This is a genomic window from Reinekea thalattae (assembly GCF_008041945.1).
Lineage (GTDB): Bacteria > Pseudomonadota > Gammaproteobacteria > Pseudomonadales > Natronospirillaceae > Reinekea > Reinekea thalattae.
In genome coordinates this window covers 542,359-567,583 of the sequence record NZ_VKAD01000001.1, presented here as the reverse complement: position 1 = coordinate 567,583, position 25,225 = coordinate 542,359, and the positions used below count along the sequence as shown (strand labels likewise).

The following is a 25,225-nucleotide window of genomic DNA, read 5'->3' as shown; positions in this document are numbered from 1 at the left end:
ATTAGTTTTGAGCCTTTGCTAACGCTTCTTTGTAGTGCTTTCGGCACATAGAAACGTATTTCTCGTTACCACCAATCTGTACTTGAGCGCCCTCGACGAGGGCGTTGCCCTGCTCGTCCATCCGTACCACCATGATTGCCTTACGGCCACAATGGCAGACGGTTTTCAATTCGGTCAGCTTATCGGAAATGGCTAAGAGTCGTTCTGAGCCAGAAAACAGCTCGCCTTGGAAGTCAGTACGAATGCCATAACACAGTACTGGCGTATTAAATTCATCGACAATGGTGGCTAAGTCGTCGACCTGTTGTTTGGTTAAAAATTGCGCTTCATCAATGAGGATACAGTCAACACTCGGCTCTTGCTGGTACCAATCAATTAAATCGGTGCTTTCATTAAAAGTATCTGCGGGTTTTTCCAAGCCAATACGCGAGGCAATTTGGCCTTCGCCAAAGCGGTTATCCAATTGCGCAGTTAACAGCCGCGTTTTCATACCACGCTCATGATAGTTATAGTCAGATTGCAGTAACGCGGTGGATTTTCCGGCATTCATTGCCGAGTAGTAGAAATAAAGCTGCGCCATAAGTTCGATAATTCTCAATATCAATCAAAAGAAAGGTGGGCAATAATACTGGCCTTATTGGTTCTGCCTCAATGGAAAGTTACATGAAAATCATTTCTTTTAATATCAATGGCATTCGCGCCCGCTTTCATCAGCTGGATGCCATTCGCACCAGCCATGACCCTGACATCTTAGCGCTGCAAGAAATTAAGGTGCACTCAGACCTATATCCTCATGATGATGTTAGCCAGCACAGTGGCTTGGTTTCTCAAGTTTGGGGGCAAAAATCCCATCACGGCGTCGCCACCCTAACGCGTCAGCCGGTTGAGCACGAATGTGGCTTTCCTAGCGATGTCGAAGACGATCAGCGCCGATTAATCATTACTCGACACCCAACCAAAGATGGCCGTACTCTGACGGTCATTAATGGCTACTTTCCACAGGGTGAAAGCAATAAGCACGAAACCAAATGGCCCGCAAAGCGTAAGTTTTACGCTGATTTACTCAGCTGGCTGGAAAGCAACGTCACACCGGATGACCTTGTGATCGTACTGGGGGACTTTAATGTCGCACCGGTTGATGCAGACATCGGTATCGGTGAAAAGAACGCTAAGCGCTGGTTACGTGAAGGCAAATCGGCCTTTTTACCAGAAGAACGTGAATGGTTTGAACGCATTCGTAACTGGGGCTTAGTCGATAGCTATCGTCAAGTAAATCCAGAATCTAGCGAGCTATTAAGCTGGTTCGATTACCGTTCTAAAGGTTTTGATGACGAGCCTAAGCGCGGCTTACGCATTGACCACATTATGATCACTGCACCGCTGGTACCACTCATTCAAGAAGTCGGCATCGATTACCAAATTCGCGGAATGGAAAAACCCAGCGACCACGCCCCTGCCTGGCTGAGCTTGGATCTTGATTTAGCTTGGTTTTCTGAGCTGCTTACTTGTTAATAAGCTCAAAAAAGCCGATAACACTTGCATACTGTCGGCTTTTTTATGCTTCATACATACTCTTCAAAAGCCTATAACCAAGGGCTTGGCTATCTTTTTTCAGCAGTTAAAAACCAGCCTTTACTTGCTTCTAAGTTCATATAGGGTTTCTCTTAGTTTCATTGTAGGTTCTGGTTCAAGATTTTTAACAATCACTGCCCTGAAAGCCCGATATTAAGCCGCAAACTATATTTTATAATTTTCTTATATGCAGGGTTTTCATCATCTTTTAGCCCGCCTAAAGCCATAAAAATGGCTTAAACTGAGTATTTTGCTTATGAAGCCTGCTGGAAAGCCCATAACCAAGGGCTTGGTTTCATTTTTGAGGTAATCAAACACGGTACTGGCAACTGGATGTCTATTGTTCATTTGATTCCCATTTTACCGGCGGTGCTTCACATATTTAATGTATTTCTAAAACCCAAAAAAAGCCGACAGCACTTGCATGCTGTCGGCTTTTTTATGCCTGATTCAATGCTGAATCTCTCTATTACTCACTAAGTTTGTGCCAAGCAAAGCCTTTATCTGCCAGCCGCTCTGCATTACTGGTGTCTGTAATCACCGCTTCGGTCTTGTTGTCATCGGTGAGATAACGCCCGGCAACATCAACCAATTGCTTACTGGTCACAGAAAGTAGCTGCTCGCGGTAGTATTTTCTAAAGTCATCACTGCGGTTAAATAGTAGGTTTTGATAGGCCGCTTTGGCTTCCCCGGCTGGTGAGCCTGGTTTATCCAAAGAGCTAACAACGCCCAAGATTGACTGTTCAACCTGATCATCACTAATGCTAGTTTTTTCTAACCAATTCAACGACTTAGAGAAGTCTTCTAATGTTTCTTCTAGTCGAGGATCGCGGTAAGAATAAAAGCGAAACACACCGTTACTGTTGTCATGGCTAGCCCCGCCACCGTATGCACCGCCCTGTTCACGCACCGCGGTATGCAAATAGTTATTGCGTAACACACCGGCAAGGATGGTCAGTGCCGCAGAGTCTGGATGCTCAGGAGCAACCGTCTTATAAGCAGCGGCACAGAAGTTTACTTGGGTATCGACACTCCAAACTAGGTTCTCTTTAGCCGCCAATGCAATGCTTTGGTGATGCGATGCACCCTGCTCTGCAAAGTTCATTTGAGTCGCTAATTGAATGCGTTCCAGTTCAGCAAGGCTGTCTTGCTCGCCGACGACCAACGCGTGTGCTGAGCTGGCTTGGAATTTACGGTGCAACGACTGTAAGGCTTGCAACCAAGGCCCAAGCTGCTTCGGATCTTGCTGCCAAGCCTGAATCCAGCCTTTAAGCCGTGCAATGGCCGGTAAGCCAGTATTGTGATAACTCAATGCGCTACCCACAGCATGGCTGGCCGAGCTAGCTTGCATAGCCAAAGAATGACCGCTGCCAGTGATGCCTTGCACGCGACGAGAGCTCATTAGGTTGAGGTAATCTTGAATGCGGTCGGTTTCATCAAAGCGCGCATTTAGCCAGTGCTGCTCCATAATGTCTGTCAACGCTTGAGCATTAGGCTCCAGCGCCTTGCCGCTAAGCACCAAATAGCCGTTCAGCTTACTGGTGTCTTGAATATCGGTTTTATACAGGCTGTACAGGTTAAGCGCGCCAGTTTTAGCAGCTTGCTGCTGTTGCATTTCTAGGTAATCGAACTTTCCTGCACCAAGCTCTGGCAACATGGCGGTATAGAGCGGCATCAATTGCTGTTCATCTACCGTTAACTGCGGGATCGGCCAATACCATTGCTGATAAACCAAGCCGTTAGTACCTGCCGCGTATTGCACAACCGGGCCGTTTTTATGGGCCTTTATGGTTTTAACCTCTGGATTAACATCATCCAGCGTTACCTTTGGCAGAAGGCTGTCGTCATCAACTTGCGCTTGGCGCTCTTTTAACGCCTGCGCGGTAGCAACGATCTGCTGCGCCTGCTCATCGCTCAAGGTCTGTTGAATGGTGTCTAGGCGGTCACGCTCATGTTGTAGCTGGCGCGCTTTGAACTCTGGGTTCGGCTTAAAGCTAAGCTGCACGCGATGCGCATTGTTAAGCAACAAGCGTTCGATAGCCTCGCCAATATAGCCAGGCTGCTTGGTTTTTTCGCGCAGTTGCGCCAATGCTTGATCGATATCTAACGATTCCATAACCGAACCGCCATGCGTTGCGGCACCAGTGACCGAGAAGATCAACTGCAAGCCATATGGGTAGCTGTCGCCGGTGATTTCACGCTGCGATAGCTCCAATTGGTGCAACATGGCTTCAATGTCGTCATCGCTAACGCCCTGCTCTGCAACCTGCTGCAAGGTTTCTGTCACCAGCTGCTCAAAGGCTTCGGCTTGCTCTGGCGTACTGCCTTCCATGCCGCACAGGAAAATCATTTCACGGTTAGAGTCGTCTAAGCCGCACAGTGGTGATGGATTTGTACCTATTTCACTGGTTTCTAGCGCTTTACGTAAAGGAGAGGCGCTGTTATCAAGCAATAAGTCACTTAATAGATGGGCTTCTAGCTGCTGCTCTAAGTCAGCGCTTTCGCCAAGCAACCAAGCCAAGGTGTGGTAGGTTTTATTGTCGATGTCCGTTTCCAGCGGGTAACTGGCTTCAACCGTTAAACGGCTGTTAAAACGCTTTTCTGGTGGCACCGATAGGCTGTGACCGAGCGGTTCAAAGCGACTAAACGCCTGTTCTTCTAGGCGCTGCTGAATATCGGCTGCTGGACGATCACCAAAGGTGAATACACTGGCGTTCGAAGGGTGGTAATGGGTTTTATAAAAGGCTTTTAACTGCTCATAACTCAGATCGGGGATGTGTTCAGGGTCCCCGCCGCTGTTGTAATGGTAAGTATTACTCGGGAACAGGTGGCTCTTAACCGTTTGGTACAGCTGCGAAACCGGCGAACTCATAGCGCCTTTCATTTCGTTAAACACAATACCTTTGTATTGCAGCGGCGAGCTAGGGTCGTTATCCGTTTCAAACTCCAAACGATGACCTTCCTGCTGGAAGTCCAGTTCATCTAGGCGAGAGAAAAACACCGCATCCAGATAAACCGACAGTAAGTTCTCGTAATCCTTGCTGTTTTCACTGGCAAAGGGGTAAGCCGTCCAGTCGCTGCTGGTCATGGCGTTCATAAAGGTATTCAGTGAGCGACGAGTCATCATAAAAAACGGGTCGCGTACTGGATACTTCTCTGAACCACACAAAGCTGTGTGCTCTAAGATATGCGCCACGCCGGTGGAATCATTTGGCATAGTACGTAACGACACCATAAAGACGTTTTCTTTGCTATCACTGGCTAAGTGGAAGTGCTCAGCGCCGGTTTTTAGGTGTCGATAATGCTCTAAACGTATATTGAGCGACTCGATATAGCGCGATTCAATCAAAGAGAAGCTGGAAAATGGGGCTGGACAGGCTGAATTTAACGTCATGCTTATGGGGTTTCCTTAATATCTAACGCAGGCCAAATTGGCTTTGCAGCAGATTATATCTCTGGCGATAGATGTGTTGTTTTGCTGAATATAACTAGGATGATGGCGAGAGCGACCTTTTTAAACCGCTGGTTGCTTTTAAACTTGAAACTTATCGTTGTTTTATTTAAGTGCTCAACATCGAATTTGTTAGCTTTAAGTGCAGTATAAAGCCCATTGCCCAAAATGCACACGGGCTTTTGTAGGGCTGTTTTTGGATTGCGCGCTAACCCTTTCATCCTTGCTGTAAATACGTAGAATAGCCGCCCCAAATTTATTGTAGAGGTGACATATGGCGGACTTTATCCAGGGACAACGTTGGCTGGTCGATAGCGAATTGGAACTGGGTTTAGGCATGGTGCAAAGCGTCGAAGCCCGAGCCGTGACTCTCTACTTCCCAGAATGCGACACCGAACGCCAATACGCGCTACAGAACGCGCCGCTGACTCGCTTGATCTTAGAAGTTGGCGACAGCCTTGAGCATCGCGAGCAAGGCAGCCTAGAAATTGCTAAGGTCCATGAGCTAAATGGCCTCGTCATTTATGAAACGCCAGAAGGCCAAATGGTGCCAGAAACCGAATTGGCCGATGCTGTTAAGCGTAATAACCCAGTTATGCGATTGCTCACAGGGCAAACCGATCACCCTAACTGGTTTTCCTTCCGTTCGGCATTAAATCGCGGCACCCAAGCCATTTGGAATGCCCAGCTTAATGGTCTGTTGGGTACGCGCTCGAACTTACTGCCACACCAGCTTTATGTCGCCAAGCAAGCCACAGAACATACCCACGTGCGTGCACTGCTCGCCGATGAAGTTGGCCTTGGTAAAACCATTGAAGCCGGTCTAATTATTAATCGCCTTGCTCAACAAGGCCGTGCCAAGCGTATTCTTATTGCCGTACCAGAAGCTCTGCAAGCTCAATGGTTGGTTGAATTAATCCGTCGCTTCTCATTGTTTTGTGAGATGTACCAAGACGCCGAGCACGACTTTGCCATCGGCCAAGTGCATCTGGTTACTCACAAGCAGTTAAAAGACTTAGATACACTGCTCGAAATCGAATCCCACAGCTGGGATATGCTGGTTGTCGATGAAGCGCACCACTTACCAACCAATGCTAAGCCTAATATCCCGCACTGGAGCGAACTAGCAGCCAGTACGGATCACCTGTTATTACTCACAGCAACACCGGAGCAACTTGGCTTAGAAGCGCATTTTGGCCGATTACATCTACTGGATTCAGGCCGCTTTGTGAGTTTTGAGCAATACCAGCAGGATGAACAGGCGTTTTCAGAGCTAACCGAACTGGCTTCGGCATTGAACGCAGGCAGTATTAACAACCAACAACAAGCTCAACTGACGGAACTCGGCATCCATTGGCCGCAGGATTCTAAAACAGCCTTGTCTGCCCTGCTCGATCGCCACGGAACTGGTCGCGTGGTTTACCGTAATACTCGCAAAGGCGTTCAAGGCTTTCATGACCGAGAAGCTGAGGCTGTCTGCTTTAACTCTGACGACGAACGAGTCAAAGCACTAGCCGACTGGCTAAAAAATCATCTCGATGAGAAAATCCTATTGATAACCCATTCAAAGGATACTGCCAAGCAACTGGGTTTCCAGCTGCGTCACGAGTACGCCATTGATGCCAGCGTGTTCCATGAAGAGCTTGACCTAATAGAACGCGACCGAGCTGCAGCTCACTTCGCTGACGCAGAAGATGGCTCACAAGTACTGGTTTGCTCAGAAATCGGCGGTGAAGGCCGTAACTTCCAGTTCTGTCGCCACCTGATTCTGTGGGACATCCCGAACCATCCAGACATGTTAGAACAGCGTATTGGTCGTTTAGATCGTATCGGTCAAACCAGTACCATTCAGATTCATGCTTTCCTGTTAGAGCAAAGCCAAGACCTTGGCTACTTCAACTGGTACCACTCAACGCTAAACTGCATTAATCAGATACAGCCAGCGGCAGGTGCTATTCATGAACAATACGCAGAAGCTTGGTTTACTGAGCCTAGCGACGCTCTGGCAGAACAGATCAATCAAGACTTACAGAGCTTGACGCAACAGCTGGAACAAGGCCGTGATGTGTTGCTGGAGCTTAACTCGTGCCGTCAGCCAGAAGCCGATAGCATTAAAGAAGAGATTGAGCAGCTGGAGCAAAACCACCCGTTAGCTGTGGTTGAAATGGCGGCCAATCTACTGAATTTGCATTTTGAGTCTATCGCTCAGGGTATTTACGAGCTGATTCCTTCCAGCAATATGATGATCCCAATGTTGCCCGGCATTCCGGAAGGTGGCGCACTGGTCACCTTCAGCCGTGAAATCGCATGTGGCCGTGAAGACACGCTGTTCTTATCTTGGGAGCACCCGTTCATTCAGGGCTTATTGGATATTTTAGAAGGCACAGACCTTGGCCAGGCCAGTATTGCTGTGCTTGAAACGGAACAAGTGCCTGCTGGCAGCCTTTTGTTAGAGGTGCAATGGTCTGTCAACATTCCGGGGTTGTACCAACACTCGATCAAGCCGCACATCAATGAGTCCGTGTTCAGAACGCTGGTATTAGAAGGCGGCAAAAAAGACCTCAACGACGTACTTAAAGAAGACGCCCTGCAACAGCAGGTCAAGGCGATGCCTGTTAAGGTCGCGCGGAAAATGATTCGTGAAGCCAAAGAACGCATCTCACCGCTGTACGATTTAAGCCAAACATTTGCCAAGCAGCGCTTTAGTGAGGTGATTGAACAGGCATCCAATGCGCTCAATAACCATAACGCGGCTCGATTAGAGCGTATGACTTACCTAGCTGGCATTAACAAATTGGTCACTGAGCAAGATATCGAAGCATTATCGCAGCAAATTAAAGCAGAAACCGCAGCCATGGCTGAATGTGAGTTTACAACCAGTAGTACTCGCTTGGTTCTTTGCGCGCCTCCAGGGACGCTCTAAAACTTATCTCAGCTGGACTTCCAAACCCTGCTCCCTGTTTGAGTACTCATTCAGGGGGTAGCAATATAAAAGGGCCATATTATCTACGTGTAGATATGACGATGGCTAATAACAACAGCCTTTAAGTCTACATTGTAGACGATATGATATTTATGCGAGGGTGATACTGCCGAATGGCGCGGTTGACTTAGCTGCAGCATGGACAAGATTGATGCCTATCAAATCAATGATTTATTAATCGATTTTTACTCAGGATTTAGGCTCGATCTTGTAGCTATGACGAATAAAAACCATTAATGCTTGAATTACTGGGTCATTATCGTAAAACTCGCGCTTATGGCCTTGAATTGGCTAGTAATAACCTGATAATAAAAACCTAGACATTACTTTAATCAAAGGAGGCTTGAAATGGCCCAGTTTGAAAACCTAACCAGCACGGGTCGCGAGTCGACACTTGCGACCAACAAGGTGCTTAAAAACACCTACATGCTGCTTTCTATGACGTTGGTTGTCAGTGCTATTGCCGCAGTTGCTGCTATGGCAGTTGGTCTGTCACCTGCTGTTTCAATGGCAATGATGTTTGGCTCAATCGCTATCATTTGGTTTGTACTGCCACGCAGCTATAACTCAAGCATGGGCATTGTTTGGACATTTGTGTTTGCTGGCCTAATGGGCGCAAGCTTAGGTCCAATGCTTAATATGTACCTAGCGTTACCTGCTGGCCCTTCTATTGTGGCTCAAGCATTAGCCGGTACAGCGATTGTAACCTTTGCACTTTCTTTCTATGCGCTAACCACTAAAAAAGATTTCAGCTTCTTGGCTGGCTTTTTGATGGTTGGTCTTATTGTTGTGTTGGTTGCTTCGATTGCGAGCATCTTTGTAGCGATCCCTGCTATGAACATTGCGATCTCTGCAGCGGTTGTATTGCTAATGTCATTGATGATCTTGTTCGATACTAGCCGTATCGTTAACGGTGGCGAAACTAACTACATTCGCGCAACGGTCAGCCTATACTTGGATATCTACAACCTATTTGTTCACCTTCTACACCTTGTTGCTGTATTGACAGGTCGTGATTAATCGGTTTTAGAAAACCTCCTAAAAAAGCCGCTATATGCGGCTTTTTTTTTCAACTCTGTGTTTTACTTAAGCCTGCTTAACTTAAGATATAGACAATAAATTCGCTCCCTATTTGCTTATGAATATCCAACTTAATATCTACGGCTCTCCATTAGCCAGTAATGCAGCAAGTAACGCTTTGCAATTTGCACAGCTGTGCTTAGAAAACGGCCATGCCATTAAGCGTTGTTTCTTTTACTTTGACGCCGTTTACTTAGGTCTAGACAGCCAAGCTCCTTCCTCGGATGAACAGAATTTATTAGCTGGCTGGCAGCAGCTCGCCGAGCAACAGGTACCACTATTGTTATGCATCGCGGCCGCCAGTAATCGCGGCGTGTTAGATAAGGCAGAAGCCGAACGCTATGCTAAACCCTTTGCGCCGATGAACGAGGTCTTTGAGTTGGTCGGCTTAGGGCAATGGGCCGCGGGCTTTAGAGACACCGATAAAATTATCAGTTTTAAGTAGCAAGAATCCTATGGCATTTAATCTATTTGTTGTTAAAAAACCAAGCTACCTTGGCCGTAGTCACCTCGAAATACTAGAGGCGCTAATGAGCATCGGCTTGTTTGATATCGAACATAAAATTGTATTTTTTGAAGCTGGGGTGAGCTGGTTACTCAAAGAGCAAGCGCCGATAAATGAAAAGTCTATAGAAAAGCAGATCAACGCTCTGCCTATGTATGGCGCTGAAAACCTCTATTATGTCGATTCCCATGCGCAGGCCCTCTACCCTAACCAAGCTCTTAACGAGAACGCTGAGGCGGTATCTACTGCTGAATTAGCGAGCTGGATGCAACAGGCTGAACATGTCGAGGTATTTGGTTAGATGCTATTAAAACTATCGCAATTACCGAGTGCTTTAGAGCTGGAATTTTTTGCTCAGCTATTATCCAGTGATGATATTGTGCTGGTACACAGCGCGGCACTACCGATGATTTTCAATGCTCTGCCGCTGGCTTGCCAAGCAGCTGTACTCGAGCAGGACGCAGAAAAAATAGGTGGCAAAGCAAACGCAGCATGGCAACAAATCAGCCAGTTAGAATTATTATCGCTAATTGAACATCACAAGACTTTGAGCTGGTAGTTAGAGATTTATGACTTTTGAGACCGACCATCTAGGCTTTTTACTTAACCCGCTCGACTGGCAGCCAGCGTGGGCTGAGCAGTCTGCTGAACAATTGGACATCGCATTAGAGGCGCAAGATTTGGCGATTATTGAGTCGCTGCGCAATTTCTATTTTGAATTCGATCTGTCACCGCCAATGCGACCTCTAGTAAAACATATTAAAAATAACTTCGGTGCTGATATTGGCAACAGTATCTGGTTAATGCAGCGTTATGGTGAAAGCCCAGCACGAACTTTGGCTTTACTGTCAGGCTTGCCAAAGCCGAAAAATTGCTTATAACTGAGCGTTAGTTAGCCCTATAAACCGTTAATCTACATTAAAGAGCCTTTCCCTATGGACCAAGCAACTTCATTACCTTTGATCATTCGGGCACTCGGACGAGGCAAGAAAGGCACTCGAAACCTCACCGAAGATGAAGCCGCCTTTGTTATGACGGCCATTTTAGATAACTCCATCAGTCAGGCACAGCTAGGCGCCTTTTTAATGCTGATGCGAGTAAAAGAAGAAACTGCAGAAGAGCTTGCCGGTATGGTTAAGGCTGCCGAACAAGCTATCGAAGCTCCTGCCAATGCAGCAATCGATATTAACTGGCCGGCATACGCCGGTAAAAAGAAGCAGCCTTCTTGGTACCTGTTAGCGGCAAAATTATTAGCCAATAACGGCTTAAAAATATTGATTCATGGTGGTGGAGAACACACCGAGGGTCGCCAATATGCGGCCAATATTTGCTCGGCGATTGGCATTGGCAGCGCACAAGATTTAGCTGAAGCTAACGAGCTTATTGAACAACAGAATATCGCCTACATTCCCTTAGCTCGCTTTTCTCCAGTGTTATCACATCTGATTGATATGAAGGCAGAGCTGGGTTTACGTTCGCCAGTCAACACATTAGTTCGCCATTTGAATCCATTAAATGCACGCGTCACACTGCAAGGTATGTTCCACCCAGCCTATATGCCGATGCATCATGAAACGGCAGTTAAGCTTGAACAAACCAATAATATTGTGCTCAAGGGTGACGGTGGTGAGTTCGAAGTACGACCAGACAGCAATACGGCGGTTGCCATTCACGCAGCAACGCAAGCAGATATCACACAAATCGAACCGGTATTACAAACCCGTGCAATTCGTCCTGAAACAGTTAGCCTAGAGCCGCTAATCGATCTATGGAATAAGCAACAGCCAAACCCATACGGCGAAGCGGCTACATTGCAAACAGCTGCATTAGTGTTGGCGCAATACCGAGCTGTTAGCCTAGCAGAAGCTCAAGGCGTCGTTGCAGACTGGTGGTTACAACGACAACCTATCGTGACAACTTAATTTGTTATCAGACTGAAAATTTATACTGCCAATTTTTTTGCTAGCAGTATTTTATGCTAAACAAAGGTATTGCCGCTTCGCGCTGCTATACCTTTGCTTTTTATTTCATCTCCGCCCTACTCGTATTTTAATTTCACAATTCAATACTGCAGATAGCGTTCCTACTCAACACTCGGTTTTGGTGATAATGTGTCGTTCAAGATACCCTTTATATTATCAATTATAAAACAGTAGGTTTTTCTATGAGAAAGTTGGTACTGTTCGTTATTGCAATCGTTGCAACTAGCGGAATTTTCGTTTGGTTTTTTTCTAGTGCATCCTCTACAACAGCAGACGATACATTAAGCTTTGTTCCTGCAGATACGGCATATTATGTTGGCGGTAAGCCGAGTAAGGACGCCGCTAAATACATTAACAATTACCCTCTTGCAGCTCTATCACCAGTCCATTCTGAATTATGGCGGTCGTCATTTTTCCCTGAAGTTGACCCATCTTTGTTAGAAGAAGCATCGCCAAAGGCAAAGTTTTTCTATTATTTTTTGAATGAGTACAACAGCCTAAGTGATCGAGATATTACTAAGTTAGCTAAGCTGACTGGCTTATCACCTGATGATCCGTTTGCTTTATTTAGTGATGGTTTAATGCCCGTATTACGTCTAGGTATTAATAACGCGAGCACGCTTAACACACTTATCGAAAATGCAGTGCAGAACAGCCAATGGCAGTATACACAAGATAATATAGACGACATGACAGTTCGCCTTTGGCCTCTCAATGGTGAATATAATCGTCGGCAAGCCTTTTTCACTATTGCGAATAATGAAAACTACGCCGTGTTTACGATTATTACTAACGATGATGACTTAGACGCTAAAAAACAACGCTTAGGGATTATTAAGCCTGAACAATCATTAGCAAATGACCGAGATACTCAAAGTTTAAGAAAACAATATGATGGCGCTGACAATCTATTCGGTATGATTCAGCTCAACCATATTGCCAGGGCGTTAATAACGCCAGAAACCAACAAGCTTGGCCGTGATTTAGAAAGATACCTATTTTTAAAAGAAGTAACAGCCGAATGCAGTGGCGATCTTATCGACTTAGCAGATAGCATGCCTCGCCTAGTTATGGGTTACGACTCGATAACCATTGATAGTGGCGAGGCTCAATTTAATAGCCATACCACTCTGCAAATGAATAATGCTGCATTGCCAAAACAACTAAAGAAAATTCAAGGTCATATTCCTGAACACAGCACGGAAGTTAAAGACAAAATACTTGCCGCAGGTATTGGCATAAATATAGACAACCTAATGCCTGTGCTGTCGACTTTATTGGAGCAGTTTGCTGCTCAAGACTTTAACTGCCCAGCCTTGATAAAAGCCCAAACAAATAGCTTCAACTTAGAAAAACTTACCAGCTTTGTAGAGCTGTTAAATGGTGTAAAAGGAATAGGCTTCTCAATTTTTGATATCACAGAAAGCGATCAGAAAATTACACTCGATGAGTACTTGGATTATATCGAACTTGAGCATCCAAAGTTACCTGAAAGTGCTGATTTCATTGTAAGTGTGGCAACTGAAAACCCAGAATCTCTATTTAGCTTTTTAGCTACAGCAGCCGGTTTAAAGATTTCGGACAATGTTAAAATTACCCATGACGATATACCCTTTTTACCCAAAACCATGACATTAACGGCAGCAATCAAAGGCAGCCACCTTGTTTTATTTTCTGGAGAGAAATCAGAAGATGTGGCCGAAAAACTGATTAATGAAACGACAAAAACCAATGGTTTATTCAGTGTAAATAGCGACCTAGTAAAAATACGCCAACTGATCACCTTTGACAGTTTCAATCGCATAGCATCGTACTCAAGTGACAACTGCGTTGCCGCTCATGCTATCGCCAACCAATTACAAGACTACCCTGCTACGATAAGTATGACATCTAAGATTGATAATAAAGGTCTAGTAATAGAGAACCTTGTGAATCTAGAAACACCTGACCAGAAAAACTTAAATCTCGTAGGGGAATATAAGCTAAATATGTTAAGTCGCGGTTGTCGCTGGGTGGAGCTTGGCAATTATAGGTTAAATAGTGATGGCACAGACAATTACACATTAAGTTCTGCTGATTCTTCGTGTGATTTAACTGTGTCGAATGGCACCTGGAAAATAGAAGGCAATATGTTAATTACAAGTAATGATATGCAGCATCGTAAATTTTGTACTGATGAATTTGCAGAGCTTCAACACTTTAGTGCACCCTGCCATATAATGAATGTTCACGAAAATGGTTTTGAATGTGCGATAGGCCCAAGCGCTGAATATAGAGCGATCTACAAATACAATCGTTTATAAAGGCAAAGATGAGATTAACAGATAAAACTGCACGGCTAGTTTTATCTGTTTCTTTTCTAGGTTATTAATTATCGCTAAAATAAGACTCATAATGCGACCTTATGAACCCGTCTAAATATTAGAGTCGACAATGGCAGTTAAAAATACACCTCAAAAAGCTTGGTCTGAACCACTAGCCTATGAAAGCAGCAATCTGTTTGAAATTGGTTGTGACCCATTCGAGATCGCTCTATTACCAATGATACGGGCTCTTGCTCATAGCTGCTTAGATCCAAAAGCGCCGAATTGGTTATCGGTTTATGCTCGCGCCGAACAACAGTTTGGTTCACGCACAGGCTTACCATTGGTTAATGGACTAGCGCAAATCACTGTATCTCTATTAAGAATTAAGGCTGATGACTTACAAATTTTGCCGAGCAGTGAAAGCATTGAGTCTGAAAAAGTGCTGCCTGATGAGCGCTTAATTTTATTAATGATTCACCATATGAGACGTAACCACTTTATTGCCGGCTATGACTTTTTAATGGAGTTGTTATTAGGTGAAGTCGACGACGAGCTACTAGAACAAGCGCACAGCTTTGCCAATCGGCACTCATGCGGAGAGCAACAGCCTCGCTCTCACAAAGGTATTATTGGCAAGCGATTACGGCTAGTGCCAACAGTTAACAAAAACTAGCTAAAAAAACTAATCCTCCGTTACGGCAATTTATAAAGCCACTCATCGGTGCCGTACTTTTCTTTCACTAGCGCTTCGGCTTTTTGATATTCATCTTCAGTCACTTCGCCCATGACCGCGCCGTTTAGCTGGCTAAAGGTATCCATCAGCGATTGGATAATATCGCTACGATCCATTCCTGTTTGGCTACGCAATGGATCAACACGTTTAGCGGCACTGGCAGTACCCTTATCGGAAAGTTTTTCACGACCAATACGTAACACCTGAGTCATTCTGCTCGGGTCCATATCGTAAGCCATGGTGACGTGGTGTAATACGGTTTCATTGGCAAAGCGTTTCTGCGCTGCACCGCCGATCTTGCCTTTAGGGCCAGTGATATCATTGAGCGGTTGATAAAAAGCTTCAACGCCCAACTCATTCAGGGCTTTCAATACCCAGTTATCCAAAAAGGCATAAGAGTCTGCAAAGTTCATATCGGCCACTAACGAGCTTGGCGCATACAATGAGTAGGTAATGGAGTTGCCCTTCTCAACAAACATAGCACCGCCACCGGTTGCTCGACGCACAATCTCGACATCTAATTCTTTAGCTGCATCGGCATCAACTTCATTTTTTACCGATTGAAAGGCTCCAATAATGACAGCAGCTCGATCCCATTCCCAAAAACGTAACGTCGGTGGTCGATTACCTTTGGCAACTTCTAACGCCAAGACTTCATCCAACGCAACATGCATCAGGGGCGTTACCGGCTTGTGATAAACCATTTGCCATTCAAAATCGTACCATGTCTTTGCTAAACCTAACGCTCGGCGCACAGCGATAACAACGGCCTCTGCTGAAAAGCCAAACATTTGAACATCTTCTGGCAATGCATCTTTAACGGCTTCGACCCACTCTTTTGCCGGCCCTGTTATGTCTTTTCCTACCAGCGCAGCAGCAATGTCAGCAAGGGCCTCTTCAGGTTCAAGGAAGAAATCACCCGAAATTTGCAGCTCGCTGATTTGGCCTGCTTCAACTAAAACATCCGCTACAACCAGCTTACCGCCAGGAACCTTATATTCGCCGTGCATCATTGATGTTATTCGCTCCGTTTATCGCTTGATGTTTTGATATGTATAACGCCAATAGCTCGATTGGCTAATCACAGCCAACATATTAAATGTACGGCCAATCATTTAGGTTAGTCAGACTAACGAGCTAAACGTGAAACCATTTTAAGTGGTCATGCAATGCGACAACATGACCAACAATAGTCAATGTTGGTGCCTCAGGTTTTTCACGTAGCACAATCTCAGGCATAGTCGCCAACGTACCAACGATTACGCGTTGTTCTGGTGTCGTACCCTTCTGAATAAGCGCAATTGGCATATCAGGGCTACTGCCATGTTTAATCAGCTGTTCGCAAATTGTGTTTATGCCGCTTAAGCCCATGTAAAACACCAAGGTCTCTGTTGAACTAACCAGCTGTTTCCACGGTAAGTTGCTAGAGCCATCTTTCAGGTGACCGGTAACAAAACGTACCGACTGAGCATAATCACGATGTGTTAGCGGAATGCCTGAATAGGAGGCACAGCCAGACGCGGCAGTAATACCTGGCACAACTTGGAAGGAGATATTGTGCTGCGCCAGTAAATCGATCTCTTCACCACCGCGACCAAAGATAAAGGGATCACCACCTTTTAGGCGTAATACCCGCTTGCCTTGAAGCGCCAAATCAACCAGGAGTTGATTAATCTCTCCTTGAGGCAAAGCATGATTAGCTTTGCGTTTACCGACATAAATACGCTCAGCATCGCGACGAACCATATCCATAATTTCATCAGAAACCAAAGCGTCGTAAAGTACTACGTCGGTTCGTTGCATGAGTCTAAGCGCTTTAAAGGTCAATAAGTCAGGGTCGCCCGGCCCTGCTCCGACTAAATACACCTCACCACTGTTACGCAGGTCTGGATTATTCAGTTCGGCTTCCATTAAGGCTTCGGCTTTTTCGTCACGCCCTGCAAATACCTGTTCAGCAATTACGCCATTCAAGGCTTTTTCCCAAAAATAAAGCCGGTCGTCCATGCGTTTAAATTTAGCTTTAACTCGAGCACGAAATTTAGATGCTAATTGCGCAAGCCTGCCGTAGCTGGCTGGAATGGTGCTTTCAAGTTTGGCTCGAATGGTGCGCGCCAATACCGGAGCTTGGCCACTGGATGTAATGGCAATCAACAATGGGTTTCTGTCGACAATCGATGGGAAAATGCAATTGCATAAGTCCGGTGAATCGACCACATTGACTAATAAACCTCGAGCTTTGGCTTTGTCGCTGATGCTGGCATTTAAGCTGTGATCATCGGTTGCAACAACGACAAGTACACAATCATTGAGGTCTTCATCTTGGAACTCACGCTCGTGACATTCACAACTCGGCTTGGTTTTAACGGCAGGCAGGATTTCTTTACCCACTACTTTTAACCGGGCACCACTGCGCTCCAGCAAGGAAATTTTACGAGAAGCGATAGCGCCGCCGCCCACAATAAGAACGTTGGTGTCCTTTAGTCGATGAAAGAGTGGAAAGTAATCCAAGGTGTCACCCTGTTAAAAAGCAAAAGTAAGTTTTTGTTTTGACGGAGAATAAAAAGCCCCTTTCGGGGCTTGATTATTTACCGCTTTATTTTTTATAAGCTAAAAATTCAATGCCGCCCATATAGGGTTGTAAGACTTCCGGTATCTTTAAGCCTTCCGCAGTTTGATAGTTTTCAAGTACCGCCACCAAGGTGCGACCAACCGCCAAACCAGAACCGTTCAGTGTATGCACTAATTCTGGCTTATTGGTTTCTGGGTTTCGGAAACGCGCTTGCATACGGCGAGCTTGATAATCGGTCATGTTAGAGCACGATGAAATCTCTCGATAGGTTGCTTGCGCCGGCAGCCAAACTTCTAAATCGTAGGTTTTAGCTGAACCAATACTCATATCACCACCGCACAGTACGACTTTACGGTAAGGTAAATTTAGCTTCTGTAAAATGGTTTCCGCGTGTTGCGTAATCTCTTCCAGTGCATCGAACGATTTTTCTGGGTGAACAATCTGTACAAGTTCGACCTTTTCAAACTGATGCTGGCGGATCATGCCACGCACATCACGGCCATAAGAACCGGCTTCAGAGCGAAAACACGGCGTGTGTGCCGTCATTTTCATTGGCAGTTGCTCTGCGTTTAAAATATCACCTCGCACCATGTTAGACAGAGGAACCTCTGCCGTTGGGATCAGGTAATACTCCTGTTCAAAATCAAGCTTGAATAGATCTTCACCGAATTTAGGCAGCTGGCCAGTACCAAATAGCGAATCTTGGTTAACCATAAAGGGCACGATCATTTCTTCGTAGCCGTGCTCATTAGTTTGAACATCGAGCATAAACTGCGCTAAAGCTCTGTGTAGTTTTGCTACTCCGCCACTCATAACAGCAAAACGCGAGCCTGTGAGTTTGGCTGCGGTTTCAAAATCTAAACCGTTAAGTCTAGCACCAACATCAACATGATCTTGCACATCAAACTCATAGCTCGGAATCTCGCCCCACTTCAAAACTTCAACGTTATCGTCTTCGTCTTTACCGGCAGGTACAGATTCATGCGGGATGTTGGGTACAGAAAACAGAATGTCATCCAGCTTGGCTTGCACTGCTTTAAGCTCAGACTCTTTTTCTGACAGAGTCGCGGCAATTTTATCTAACGTTTCCTGTACTTTCGCTTTAGCTTCTTCCGCACTCATACCTTGGCGAACATATTCACCAATCGCTTTCGATGCTTTTTTACGTTCGGCTTGCAGCTCTTCGGTCTCAACCTGTAACGACTTACGACTGGACTCAAGCGACTGAAATTCTGAAATAGGTAATGAATAGCCCTTTACAGCCAATCGGCTAGCGAGTGAATCAATGTCGTTTCTGAGCTGCTTAATATCAAGCATCTTGCATGAGTCCTTACGTTAAAAAATGAATTTGCCTAAAACATAACCAGCCAGCACGGCTACCAAACAGGCGGTAATAGAGGCGGCTATGTATAGAAGAGCGATAGTAAAATAATGTTGCTGGATTAGCGATAGTGTTTCGAGTGCAAAACTGGAAAAGGTGGTAAAAGCACCTAATAAACCGACCATAACAAAACTTTTATAGCCGCTCGGTAACTGTTGAAACTTAATCGTGAAGAAGACAAAGGCGACGCCCATTATAAAGCTACCTACAACATTGACGCTCAGTGTACCAAGCGGGAATTGGCTACCGTGTAGGCGATTGATGAAGTTAACTGTAGCAAACCGCGCCATCGCCCCAAGGCCACCACCCAAGCCAATGACGGCCCAATGCCAAATAGATAGTGCTGCCATTAGCGATTCCTCTTTTGATTAGACTTTTGATCAAGTGCGCGTAAGTAGTCTAGTTTTTGTGCGATCTTTTTTTCTAAACCACGATCAACCGGCTGATAAAACTGGCGGCCGTTGTGCTGCTCCGGCAAATAATTCTCGCCTGCGGCATAAGCTTCTGGTTCATCATGAGCGTAACGATAGCCAACACCATAATCTAATTCTTTCATCAGCTTAGTCGGTGCATTACGCAGATGCATTGGCACCTCTTGAGAACCTTCGCTTTTCACCAACGCCATCATTTCATTGTAGGCGTTATAGACGGCATTCGACTTAGGTGCGCTAGCAAGGTAAACCGCTGCTTGCGCTAATGAAAGCTCCCCTTCCGGGCTGCCTAAACGCTCTTGGCTTTCCCAAGCATTAATCGCCAAGGTCAGCGCACGAGGGTCGGCATTGCCGATATCTTCTGAGGCAATACGCACCATTCTTCGCGCTAAATAGAGCGGTTCAATGCCGCCATCCAACATTCGACATAACCAATAGAGTGCACCGTCCGGCGATGAGCCTCGAACACTTTTATGAAAGGCAGAGATTTGATCGTAAAAGTTTTCACCGCCCTTATCGAATCGACGGGGCTGGTTCTGCAACAGCTGCTGAATGCTGTCGGTATTAATGGCGTCTTCCGGCTCAAAAAAGTCTGACGCGATTTCCAGCATATTCAGAAATCGTCGAGCATCTCCGTCAGCGTATTGCGCTAACATCGAAAGGCTTGGCTCATCTAACTTAAGCGCCGCGATTTGGCTATCGAGCTTACAAGCACGTTGCCATAGCGTAATAAAATCTTGCTCAGTAAAGCTTTTTAAAACATAAACTCGAGCACGCGACAACAATGCGGAATTTAATTCAAAGCTCGGGTTTTCAGTGGTAGCGCCAATAAAAATAAAGGTGCCATCTTCGACATAGGGTAAAAAAGCATCCTGCTGCGATTTATTAAAACGATGTACTTCATCGACAAATAAAATGGTTTTTTCACCGATATATTTAGCTTGCTTGGCCTGTTCCGCGGCAAGTTTGATGTCTTTCACGCCAGCCTGAACAGCGGAAATAGTTTGAAAGCGAGCATCAACACTGTGGCTTATCACCTGAGCCAATGTGGTTTTCCCCACTCCCGGCGGCCCCCAAAAAATCATCGAGTGGATGTTTTTTTGCTCTAATGCTTTTCGCAGAGGTTTATCATTATCAAGAATATGCTTTTGGCCGACGTAATCATCTAATGAGGTCGGCCGTAAACGATCGGCTAAAGGTTGGTAGCCGGATTGCGTTTGAAATAAATCATCCATTTAGAGCTGCTCGAACAAATCCGTACCGGGTGGTGGATTAAATTGAAAAGCACTCGGATCGATCGGCTGGTTAGCACTGAACTGACTAAACTCAATTTCGGTACGTTGACCAAGCGAATCTAAAATCACTATTTTCTTGATACTCTCATCGTTAAGCGTCATTTGCATTTCTGTAAAAACAGAATCTTCATCAAATGGAATTAACTGATAAACCTGTTCGTCGTCGATAACAACACGCAGTACCTGATACTGATCAGATAAGGTCTGACGAGGTTCAGACAATATCATCGCGGGAGAATGCTGAACCTGTTGGTCAACTGCCTGATAAGTCGCCTGTTCTAAGTCAGGATCATACACCCATAGCATTTCACCATCTGAAAGCACTTGCTGCTCGTAAGGTGCAGTGACCATCCATAAAAACTTAAGTGGCTTTTCAACCTTAAAATAGCCTGTCAATTGCTCCGGCTCGAACGATGACTCTGCATAAGTTTTTTGGCTGAAAAGCGCCGACACTGTAGAAAATTGCTCAAGACTTTTTATCAGCTGTTCTTTATCTGCCTCGTTTGCAGACAGCCAGGGTGCAAGCAATAGAGCCGATAATATAAATGCTAAATAACGCATGTTGATCATCCTTTCAGACAAATTCGTTCAATTCTGACTGCGGCATAACAACAACTACGCAGCAGTCATATTTATGGTTATAGCTAGTTTTAAGCCGGAGGCGGTGGTGGCGCTAACACTTCACGAGCACCATTATGGCCAGCGGAACTGACCACACCAGCCGCTTCCATTGCTTCAACTAATCGAGCCGCTCGGTTATAGCCAATTCGCAACTTACGCTGCACCGAAGAGATTGAGACTTTACGAGTTTGGGTAACAAATTCGACGGCCTGATCGAACAACGCATCCGACTCGGCATCGCCATCGTCATCCAACGAAGGCGCACCTGGTACATCATCGCCTCCACCTTGAACAATTTCTTCCAGATAGTTTGGCGCGCCGCGTTTTTTCCAGTCTGCAACAATGGCATGCACTTCATCATCATCAACAAAGGCGCCATGCACCCGAATCGGCAGGCTGGTGCCTGGAGGCATATAAAGCATGTCACCATGACCGAGTAATTGCTCCGCCCCACCCTGATCTAAAATCGTTCTTGAGTCGACTCGCGATGAAACCTGGAAACCAATACGAGTTGGAATGTTGGCCTTGATTAAGCCAGTAATCACATCAACCGAAGGTCGCTGAGTTGCCAAAATTAAATGGATGCCGGCGGCACGAGCTTTTTGCGCAATACGGGCAATTAACTCTTCGACTTTTTTACCGACAATCATCATCATGTCGGCAAACTCATCGATGACGACAACAATAAAAGGAAGCGGCTTAAGCGCAGGCGCTGGCTCGCTTGGGTCCAATGCGGTGTTTGGGTCGTACAGTGGATCCAAAATAGGCTCGCCGTTTTTAATGGCGTCATTAACTTTTTTGTTAAAGCCGCCAATATTACGCACACCGACAGCAGCCAGCAATTTATAGCGACGTTCCATTTCCGCAACACACCAACGTAAACCGCCAGCGGCCTCTTTCATGTCAGTAATAACAGGCGTCAACAGATGTGGGATGCCTTCGTAAACGTTCAGCTCAAGCATTTTCGGGTCGACAAGAATAAGCCGTACTTCATCGGGAGTCGCTTTATACAGTAAGCTACAGAGCATCGAATTAACGCCAACCGACTTACCTGAACCAGTCGTACCAGCCACTAATAAGTGCGGCATTTTAGCCAGATCGGCAACTACCGGAGTACCACTAATATCGTGGCCTAGGCCCATACTCAGTACGCTTTTGGAATTGTCATAAACGGCTGAGCCAAGTACATCACGCAGACGAACTATGGCACGCTTTTCATTAGGAATTTCAATACCTACCGTGGTTTTTCCTGGGATGATTTCAACAACACGAACACTGACTAGCGCCATTGAACGCGCTAAGTCTTTTGCCAAGTTGGTAATTTTTGAAACCTTAACCCCTGCCGCCGGTTGGATTTCGAAACGAGTAATAACCGGGCCCGGCGCCACTTCTGTGACTTCTGCCGCCACGCCGAAATCTTTCAGTTTAATTTCTAACAACCGTGACATCGCTTCGAGTGCTTCGTTGCTAAAGCCTCCAGACTCATCACCTTCCGAAGAGGTCAACAGATTAAGTTCCGGCAAACCGCCACTGACCACAGGATCATCAAAGAGTGTTTTCTGTTTCTCTTTTGCAGCACGCGCACTTTGGTTGGCTTCTGCCTTTTGCAGCGGTTTGATTTGAGGCGGCTTACGCTTAGCACGCTTCTCGTTCTGAATTTCTAAATTACGCTTTCGCTCAGCCACAACCTGTTTAACTTGAGCTGCTTCACTGGCTTTGCGTTTAGCTTCACTGCGACGGTGCTTAACTTTCTCAATTAGCTTAAATACGGTTTCACCAATCTTATCGATAACGCCCACCCATGAAATATGGCCAGCAAGGGTCAGCGATAACAAGAAGATCAGAACAAAAATAACCGTGCCGCCGGTTAAGCCGAGTATTGGGAACAGGCTGTCAGAAACCGCCAAGCCAATGTAACCGCCAGAGGTATGCATCAAATCGCTAGAGATATGTACCGTCGCTAGCGCACAGCCAGTTACTAAGAAAACCGCCCAGCCAATAACACGTAATAAGACAATAAGCGGATTCCATGGCTGAGGTTCTGAACGCTCACGAAAGACTAACCAAGCTTGATAAAAACAAATTAATGGCAGTAGATAACTGAAGATACCGATCAAGAAAAACGCCAATGAAGATACCCAAGCACCAGCATAGCCTGCTAAGTTGGAGACATAACTGGTACCGCCAGCAAAATCAAAACCTGGATCGAGTGGGTCATAACTGAAAATGGCTAATGCGAATAAGACGCCAATAGCAATAGACGTTATCCACTTAGCATCATGACGGAAGCGTTTGCGTAGCTCTGTCAAGCGGTTATCTGACTTGTAATTTTTTAATCTCTCGGCCAATTGGCTACCCTTAATTGTAGGAACTGTTCTGAAGGGGTTATAAGATAACACAAATCAATGGTCAACTTATTGAATTAATAGCACTTTTATGTCAAATATAAGCTTACTCAATGCTGAACAAACGCCCTATTTTCCAGCGGTCGAAGAAGCACTCGACGACCCCGAGGGACTATTGGCCATTGGCGGGGCGTTAACAACGCCTTGGTTATTGGCGGCCTACCAACGAGGTATTTTCCCTTGGTTTAATGATGGCCAGCCCATTATGTGGTGGTGCCCGATGCCCAGAATGGTGCTTTCTCCGGGTGAAGCTCATATTTCCAAATCACTGCGCAAGGCTTTTAGGCGTCAACCGGTCGAAATTCGTGTTAACAGTCAATTCGAACAGGTGATCCGCAATTGTGCCAACAATCCATTACGGCGTGATGGCAGCTGGATTACCGAACAGATGGTGCAAGCCTATATAAGACTACACAAAGAAGGCTGGGCACACTCTTTTGAAGTCTGGCAACAAGGCAGCCTTATTGGCGGACTCTACGGCGTCGGTATTGATCGGTGTTTTTTTGGTGAAAGTATGTTTTCGTTGCAGCCGAGCGCATCAAAATTCGCTTTCATAGCATTGAGTGAATGGGCCAAAGAAGCCGAGTTAAGCATGATCGATTGTCAGCTATACAACCCCTATTTAGATTCTTTAGGTGCAAGCATGATGGCTAAACAGCCATTCCAAGAACGATTGCCGAACCAAGAAACTCGTTTAGCTGCGATGGATGCGGCATCGGTCAACTTATCTTTCCTGCGATTAATGGAGCCTGAGTCACAACGATGAAATCGAATTCAACAACAGATCCGTTAATTAAATTTTTTCGTACCGGAGAGCACGAATGCAGCTACCTGCCGGACCAGCAAGCCCGCACGCTATTTTTAGATCCTGAATTGAGCTACAGCCAAACGCTTTATGAAGAGCTGACTCATGCTGGCTTTCGCCGTAGTGGCAAACATCTGTACCGCCCAGACTGCATGTCTTGCCAGTCCTGTATTGCATCACGTATACCTGTCGACGACTTTCAACTAAATCGGCGCTTTCGTCGCATCATGAAACGCAATCAAGATGTGCGTATCGAACTAAGGCCCTGTCACTTTGATGAAGCCGACTATCGTTTGTTTGAACGCTATGTAAACGAGCGACACGCTGATGGCGATATGTACCCGGCTAATGAGGCGAATTATCGTGATTTTTTGACGGTCGATCGAGATTTTAGCTTTCAGGTACGCTATTTGGTGGATGACCAGCTCATCGGTATTGGTGTCACCGACCGGCTCAACACCGGCCTATCTGCGATCTATACCTTTTTTGATCCAGACCAAGCCAGTCGTTCATTAGGTACTTACTCTATTTTAAAACAGATTGAACTTTGCAAAGAGTTCAAACTGCCCTACCTGTACTTAGGCTATTGGATTCCTAATTGCCGAAAAATGGAATACAAAGCCCATTATCAACCCATTGAGCTGTTACTCAGTGGTCGCTGGCAAGGCGTTGAATTTAAGCCTAAAAAGCCATCTGACGCATGATTTTAATAAAATGGAACAGTATTTTTGCTAATTGCTGAATTTTCAGGCAGAATGCGCGCCGATTGTTATTTCAAATATCATTTATCAATTCAAATACTATTTAGTGAGTCTATGGCAAAAGAAGATGTGATTGAAATGGAAGGAGAGATCCTTGATACCCTTCCAAATACGATGTTCAGAGTAAAACTTGAAAATGGTCATGTGATCACTGCCCATATTTCTGGAAAAATGCGTAAGAACTACATCCGAATTTTGACGGGTGATAAGGTGAAAGTTGAACTAACACCTTATGATTTGACGAAAGGCCGCATTGTTTACCGGGCTCGTTAATTTCATCTACTGCTCTGTTTCGACTTCCATAAAAAAGCACCTTTAGGTGCTTTTTTTTGTGCTTATCGATTT

General features: G+C 45.6%; 22 protein-coding genes. 13 read left to right on the top strand and 9 right to left on the bottom strand.

Features of this window, described 5'->3' with window-relative positions; translation table 11 throughout:
• Nucleotide 1: 1 nt before the first annotated feature.
• Nucleotides 2-580, bottom strand: coding sequence for a thymidine kinase (locus FME95_RS02590; protein ID WP_147714335.1), 579 nt, complete (start codon nucleotides 578-580; stop codon nucleotides 2-4).
• Nucleotides 581-663: 83 nt separating this feature from the next.
• On the opposite strand from FME95_RS02590, the gene xthA reads away from it, so the two are divergent.
• On the top strand, nucleotides 664-1,512 hold the full coding sequence (gene xthA, locus FME95_RS02585) for an exodeoxyribonuclease III (RefSeq protein WP_147712871.1): 849 nt from the start codon (nucleotides 664-666) through the stop codon (nucleotides 1,510-1,512).
• A 529-nt stretch (nucleotides 1,513-2,041) separates the two neighbouring features.
• On the opposite strand, the gene FME95_RS02580 is transcribed toward xthA, so the two are convergent.
• Nucleotides 2,042-4,966: an insulinase family protein gene (locus tag FME95_RS02580; RefSeq protein WP_147712869.1), complete on the bottom strand. Its 2,925-nt coding sequence runs from the start codon at nucleotides 4,964-4,966 to the stop codon at nucleotides 2,042-2,044.
• Between the two features lie 331 nt (nucleotides 4,967-5,297).
• On the opposite strand from FME95_RS02580, the gene FME95_RS02575 reads away from it, so the two are divergent.
• From FME95_RS02575 to FME95_RS02535, 9 genes are all read left to right on the top strand, one after another.
• Nucleotides 5,298-7,946 (top strand): helicase-related protein, encoded by a 2,649-nt coding sequence (locus FME95_RS02575; protein ID WP_147712867.1) that lies wholly within the window; start codon nucleotides 5,298-5,300, stop codon nucleotides 7,944-7,946.
• 408 nt (nucleotides 7,947-8,354) lie between these two features.
• Complete coding sequence (locus FME95_RS02570; protein WP_147712865.1) at nucleotides 8,355-9,026, top strand: Bax inhibitor-1/YccA family protein; 672 nt, start codon at nucleotides 8,355-8,357, stop codon at nucleotides 9,024-9,026.
• A 118-nt stretch (nucleotides 9,027-9,144) separates the two neighbouring features.
• Complete coding sequence (gene tusD / locus FME95_RS02565; protein WP_147712863.1) at nucleotides 9,145-9,531, top strand: sulfurtransferase complex subunit TusD; 387 nt, start codon at nucleotides 9,145-9,147, stop codon at nucleotides 9,529-9,531.
• 10 nt (nucleotides 9,532-9,541) lie between these two features.
• Nucleotides 9,542-9,892 (top strand): DsrE family protein, encoded by a 351-nt coding sequence (locus tag FME95_RS02560; protein WP_147712861.1) that lies wholly within the window; start codon nucleotides 9,542-9,544, stop codon nucleotides 9,890-9,892.
• On the top strand, nucleotides 9,893-10,150 hold the full coding sequence (locus FME95_RS02555; protein ID WP_147712859.1) for a hypothetical protein: 258 nt from the start codon (nucleotides 9,893-9,895) through the stop codon (nucleotides 10,148-10,150).
• Nucleotides 10,151-10,160: 10 nt separating this feature from the next.
• Complete coding sequence (locus FME95_RS02550; RefSeq protein ID WP_147712857.1) at nucleotides 10,161-10,472, top strand: TusE/DsrC/DsvC family sulfur relay protein; 312 nt, start codon at nucleotides 10,161-10,163, stop codon at nucleotides 10,470-10,472.
• A 54-nt stretch (nucleotides 10,473-10,526) separates the two neighbouring features.
• Nucleotides 10,527-11,513, top strand: coding sequence for a glycosyl transferase family protein (locus FME95_RS02545; protein WP_147712855.1), 987 nt, complete (start codon nucleotides 10,527-10,529; stop codon nucleotides 11,511-11,513).
• Between the two features lie 242 nt (nucleotides 11,514-11,755).
• Nucleotides 11,756-13,876 carry a hypothetical protein gene (locus tag FME95_RS02540; protein WP_147712853.1) on the top strand — a complete coding sequence of 707 codons (2,121 nt, stop codon included), beginning with the start codon at nucleotides 11,756-11,758 and terminating at the stop codon, nucleotides 13,874-13,876.
• A 130-nt stretch (nucleotides 13,877-14,006) separates the two neighbouring features.
• On the top strand, nucleotides 14,007-14,552 hold the full coding sequence (locus FME95_RS02535; protein WP_222709892.1) for a hypothetical protein: 546 nt from the start codon (nucleotides 14,007-14,009) through the stop codon (nucleotides 14,550-14,552).
• Nucleotides 14,553-14,572: 20 nt separating this feature from the next.
• Here the strand turns inward: FME95_RS02535 and lplAB are convergent, their stop codons facing one another.
• From lplAB to FME95_RS02500, 7 genes are all read right to left on the bottom strand, one after another.
• Complete coding sequence (gene lplAB, locus FME95_RS02530; RefSeq protein WP_222709891.1) at nucleotides 14,573-15,625, bottom strand: lipoate-protein ligase LplAB; 1,053 nt, start codon at nucleotides 15,623-15,625, stop codon at nucleotides 14,573-14,575.
• Nucleotides 15,626-15,749: 124 nt separating this feature from the next.
• Nucleotides 15,750-17,120, bottom strand: coding sequence for a siroheme synthase CysG (gene cysG, locus FME95_RS02525; RefSeq protein ID WP_147712851.1), 1,371 nt, complete (start codon nucleotides 17,118-17,120; stop codon nucleotides 15,750-15,752).
• 85 nt (nucleotides 17,121-17,205) lie between these two features.
• The gene (gene serS / locus FME95_RS02520) at nucleotides 17,206-18,498 is read right to left on the bottom strand and encodes a serine--tRNA ligase (RefSeq protein WP_147712849.1); all 1,293 of its coding nucleotides are present in this window, start codon (nucleotides 18,496-18,498) and stop codon (nucleotides 17,206-17,208) included.
• 18 nt (nucleotides 18,499-18,516) lie between these two features.
• The gene (gene crcB / locus FME95_RS02515) at nucleotides 18,517-18,912 is read right to left on the bottom strand and encodes a fluoride efflux transporter CrcB (RefSeq protein ID WP_147712848.1); all 396 of its coding nucleotides are present in this window, start codon (nucleotides 18,910-18,912) and stop codon (nucleotides 18,517-18,519) included.
• Entirely contained in the window at nucleotides 18,912-20,228 is a 1,317-nt protein-coding gene (locus FME95_RS02510; protein ID WP_147712847.1) for a replication-associated recombination protein A, read from the bottom strand. Before FME95_RS02510 ends, crcB begins: the two co-directional genes overlap by 1 nt.
• Complete coding sequence (lolA, locus tag FME95_RS02505; protein WP_187265418.1) at nucleotides 20,229-20,849, bottom strand: outer membrane lipoprotein periplasmic chaperone LolA; 621 nt, start codon at nucleotides 20,847-20,849, stop codon at nucleotides 20,229-20,231.
• 89 nt (nucleotides 20,850-20,938) lie between these two features.
• A complete protein-coding gene (locus FME95_RS02500) occupies nucleotides 20,939-23,218 on the bottom strand; it encodes a DNA translocase FtsK (RefSeq protein WP_246109311.1) in 2,280 nt (759 codons plus the stop codon).
• 127 nt (nucleotides 23,219-23,345) lie between these two features.
• On the opposite strand from FME95_RS02500, the gene aat reads away from it, so the two are divergent.
• The 3 genes from aat (at nucleotide 23,346) to infA (ending at nucleotide 25,153) form a co-directional block, all read left to right on the top strand.
• Nucleotides 23,346-24,080 (top strand): leucyl/phenylalanyl-tRNA--protein transferase, encoded by a 735-nt coding sequence (gene aat / locus FME95_RS02495; protein WP_147712844.1) that lies wholly within the window; start codon nucleotides 23,346-23,348, stop codon nucleotides 24,078-24,080.
• Entirely contained in the window at nucleotides 24,077-24,823 is a 747-nt protein-coding gene (locus FME95_RS02490) for an arginyltransferase (RefSeq protein ID WP_147712843.1), read from the top strand. Before aat ends, FME95_RS02490 begins: the two co-directional genes overlap by 4 nt.
• Before the next feature lie 111 nt (nucleotides 24,824-24,934).
• Nucleotides 24,935-25,153, top strand: coding sequence for a translation initiation factor IF-1 (gene infA, locus FME95_RS02485; RefSeq protein WP_008043370.1), 219 nt, complete (start codon nucleotides 24,935-24,937; stop codon nucleotides 25,151-25,153).
• Nucleotides 25,154-25,225 lie beyond the last annotated feature (72 nt).

Coding starts and splice junctions, on each gene's coding strand:
- FME95_RS02580 (WP_147712869.1), bottom strand. CDS start 4,966: ATGACGTTAAATTCAGCCTGTCCAGCCCCATTTTCCAGCTTCTCTTTG.
- lolA (WP_187265418.1), bottom strand. CDS start 20,849: ATGCGTTATTTAGCATTTATATTATCGGCTCTATTGCTTGCACCCTGG.
- FME95_RS02550 (WP_147712857.1), top strand. CDS start 10,161: ATGACTTTTGAGACCGACCATCTAGGCTTTTTACTTAACCCGCTCGAC.
- FME95_RS02570 (WP_147712865.1), top strand. CDS start 8,355: ATGGCCCAGTTTGAAAACCTAACCAGCACGGGTCGCGAGTCGACACTT.
- infA (WP_008043370.1), top strand. CDS start 24,935: ATGGCAAAAGAAGATGTGATTGAAATGGAAGGAGAGATCCTTGATACC.
- FME95_RS02545 (WP_147712855.1), top strand. CDS start 10,527: ATGGACCAAGCAACTTCATTACCTTTGATCATTCGGGCACTCGGACGA.
- lplAB (WP_222709891.1), bottom strand. CDS start 15,625: ATGATGCACGGCGAATATAAGGTTCCTGGCGGTAAGCTGGTTGTAGCG.
- FME95_RS02510 (WP_147712847.1), bottom strand. CDS start 20,228: ATGGATGATTTATTTCAAACGCAATCCGGCTACCAACCTTTAGCCGAT.
- tusD (WP_147712863.1), top strand. CDS start 9,145: ATGAATATCCAACTTAATATCTACGGCTCTCCATTAGCCAGTAATGCA.
- xthA (WP_147712871.1), top strand. CDS start 664: ATGAAAATCATTTCTTTTAATATCAATGGCATTCGCGCCCGCTTTCAT.
- FME95_RS02590 (WP_147714335.1), bottom strand. CDS start 580: ATGGCGCAGCTTTATTTCTACTACTCGGCAATGAATGCCGGAAAATCC.
- FME95_RS02490 (WP_147712843.1), top strand. CDS start 24,077: ATGAAATCGAATTCAACAACAGATCCGTTAATTAAATTTTTTCGTACC.
- serS (WP_147712849.1), bottom strand. CDS start 18,498: ATGCTTGATATTAAGCAGCTCAGAAACGACATTGATTCACTCGCTAGC.
- crcB (WP_147712848.1), bottom strand. CDS start 18,912: ATGGCAGCACTATCTATTTGGCATTGGGCCGTCATTGGCTTGGGTGGT.
- FME95_RS02555 (WP_147712859.1), top strand. CDS start 9,893: ATGCTATTAAAACTATCGCAATTACCGAGTGCTTTAGAGCTGGAATTT.
- FME95_RS02575 (WP_147712867.1), top strand. CDS start 5,298: ATGGCGGACTTTATCCAGGGACAACGTTGGCTGGTCGATAGCGAATTG.
- FME95_RS02535 (WP_222709892.1), top strand. CDS start 14,007: ATGGCAGTTAAAAATACACCTCAAAAAGCTTGGTCTGAACCACTAGCC.
- FME95_RS02560 (WP_147712861.1), top strand. CDS start 9,542: ATGGCATTTAATCTATTTGTTGTTAAAAAACCAAGCTACCTTGGCCGT.
- FME95_RS02540 (WP_147712853.1), top strand. CDS start 11,756: ATGAGAAAGTTGGTACTGTTCGTTATTGCAATCGTTGCAACTAGCGGA.
- aat (WP_147712844.1), top strand. CDS start 23,346: ATGTCAAATATAAGCTTACTCAATGCTGAACAAACGCCCTATTTTCCA.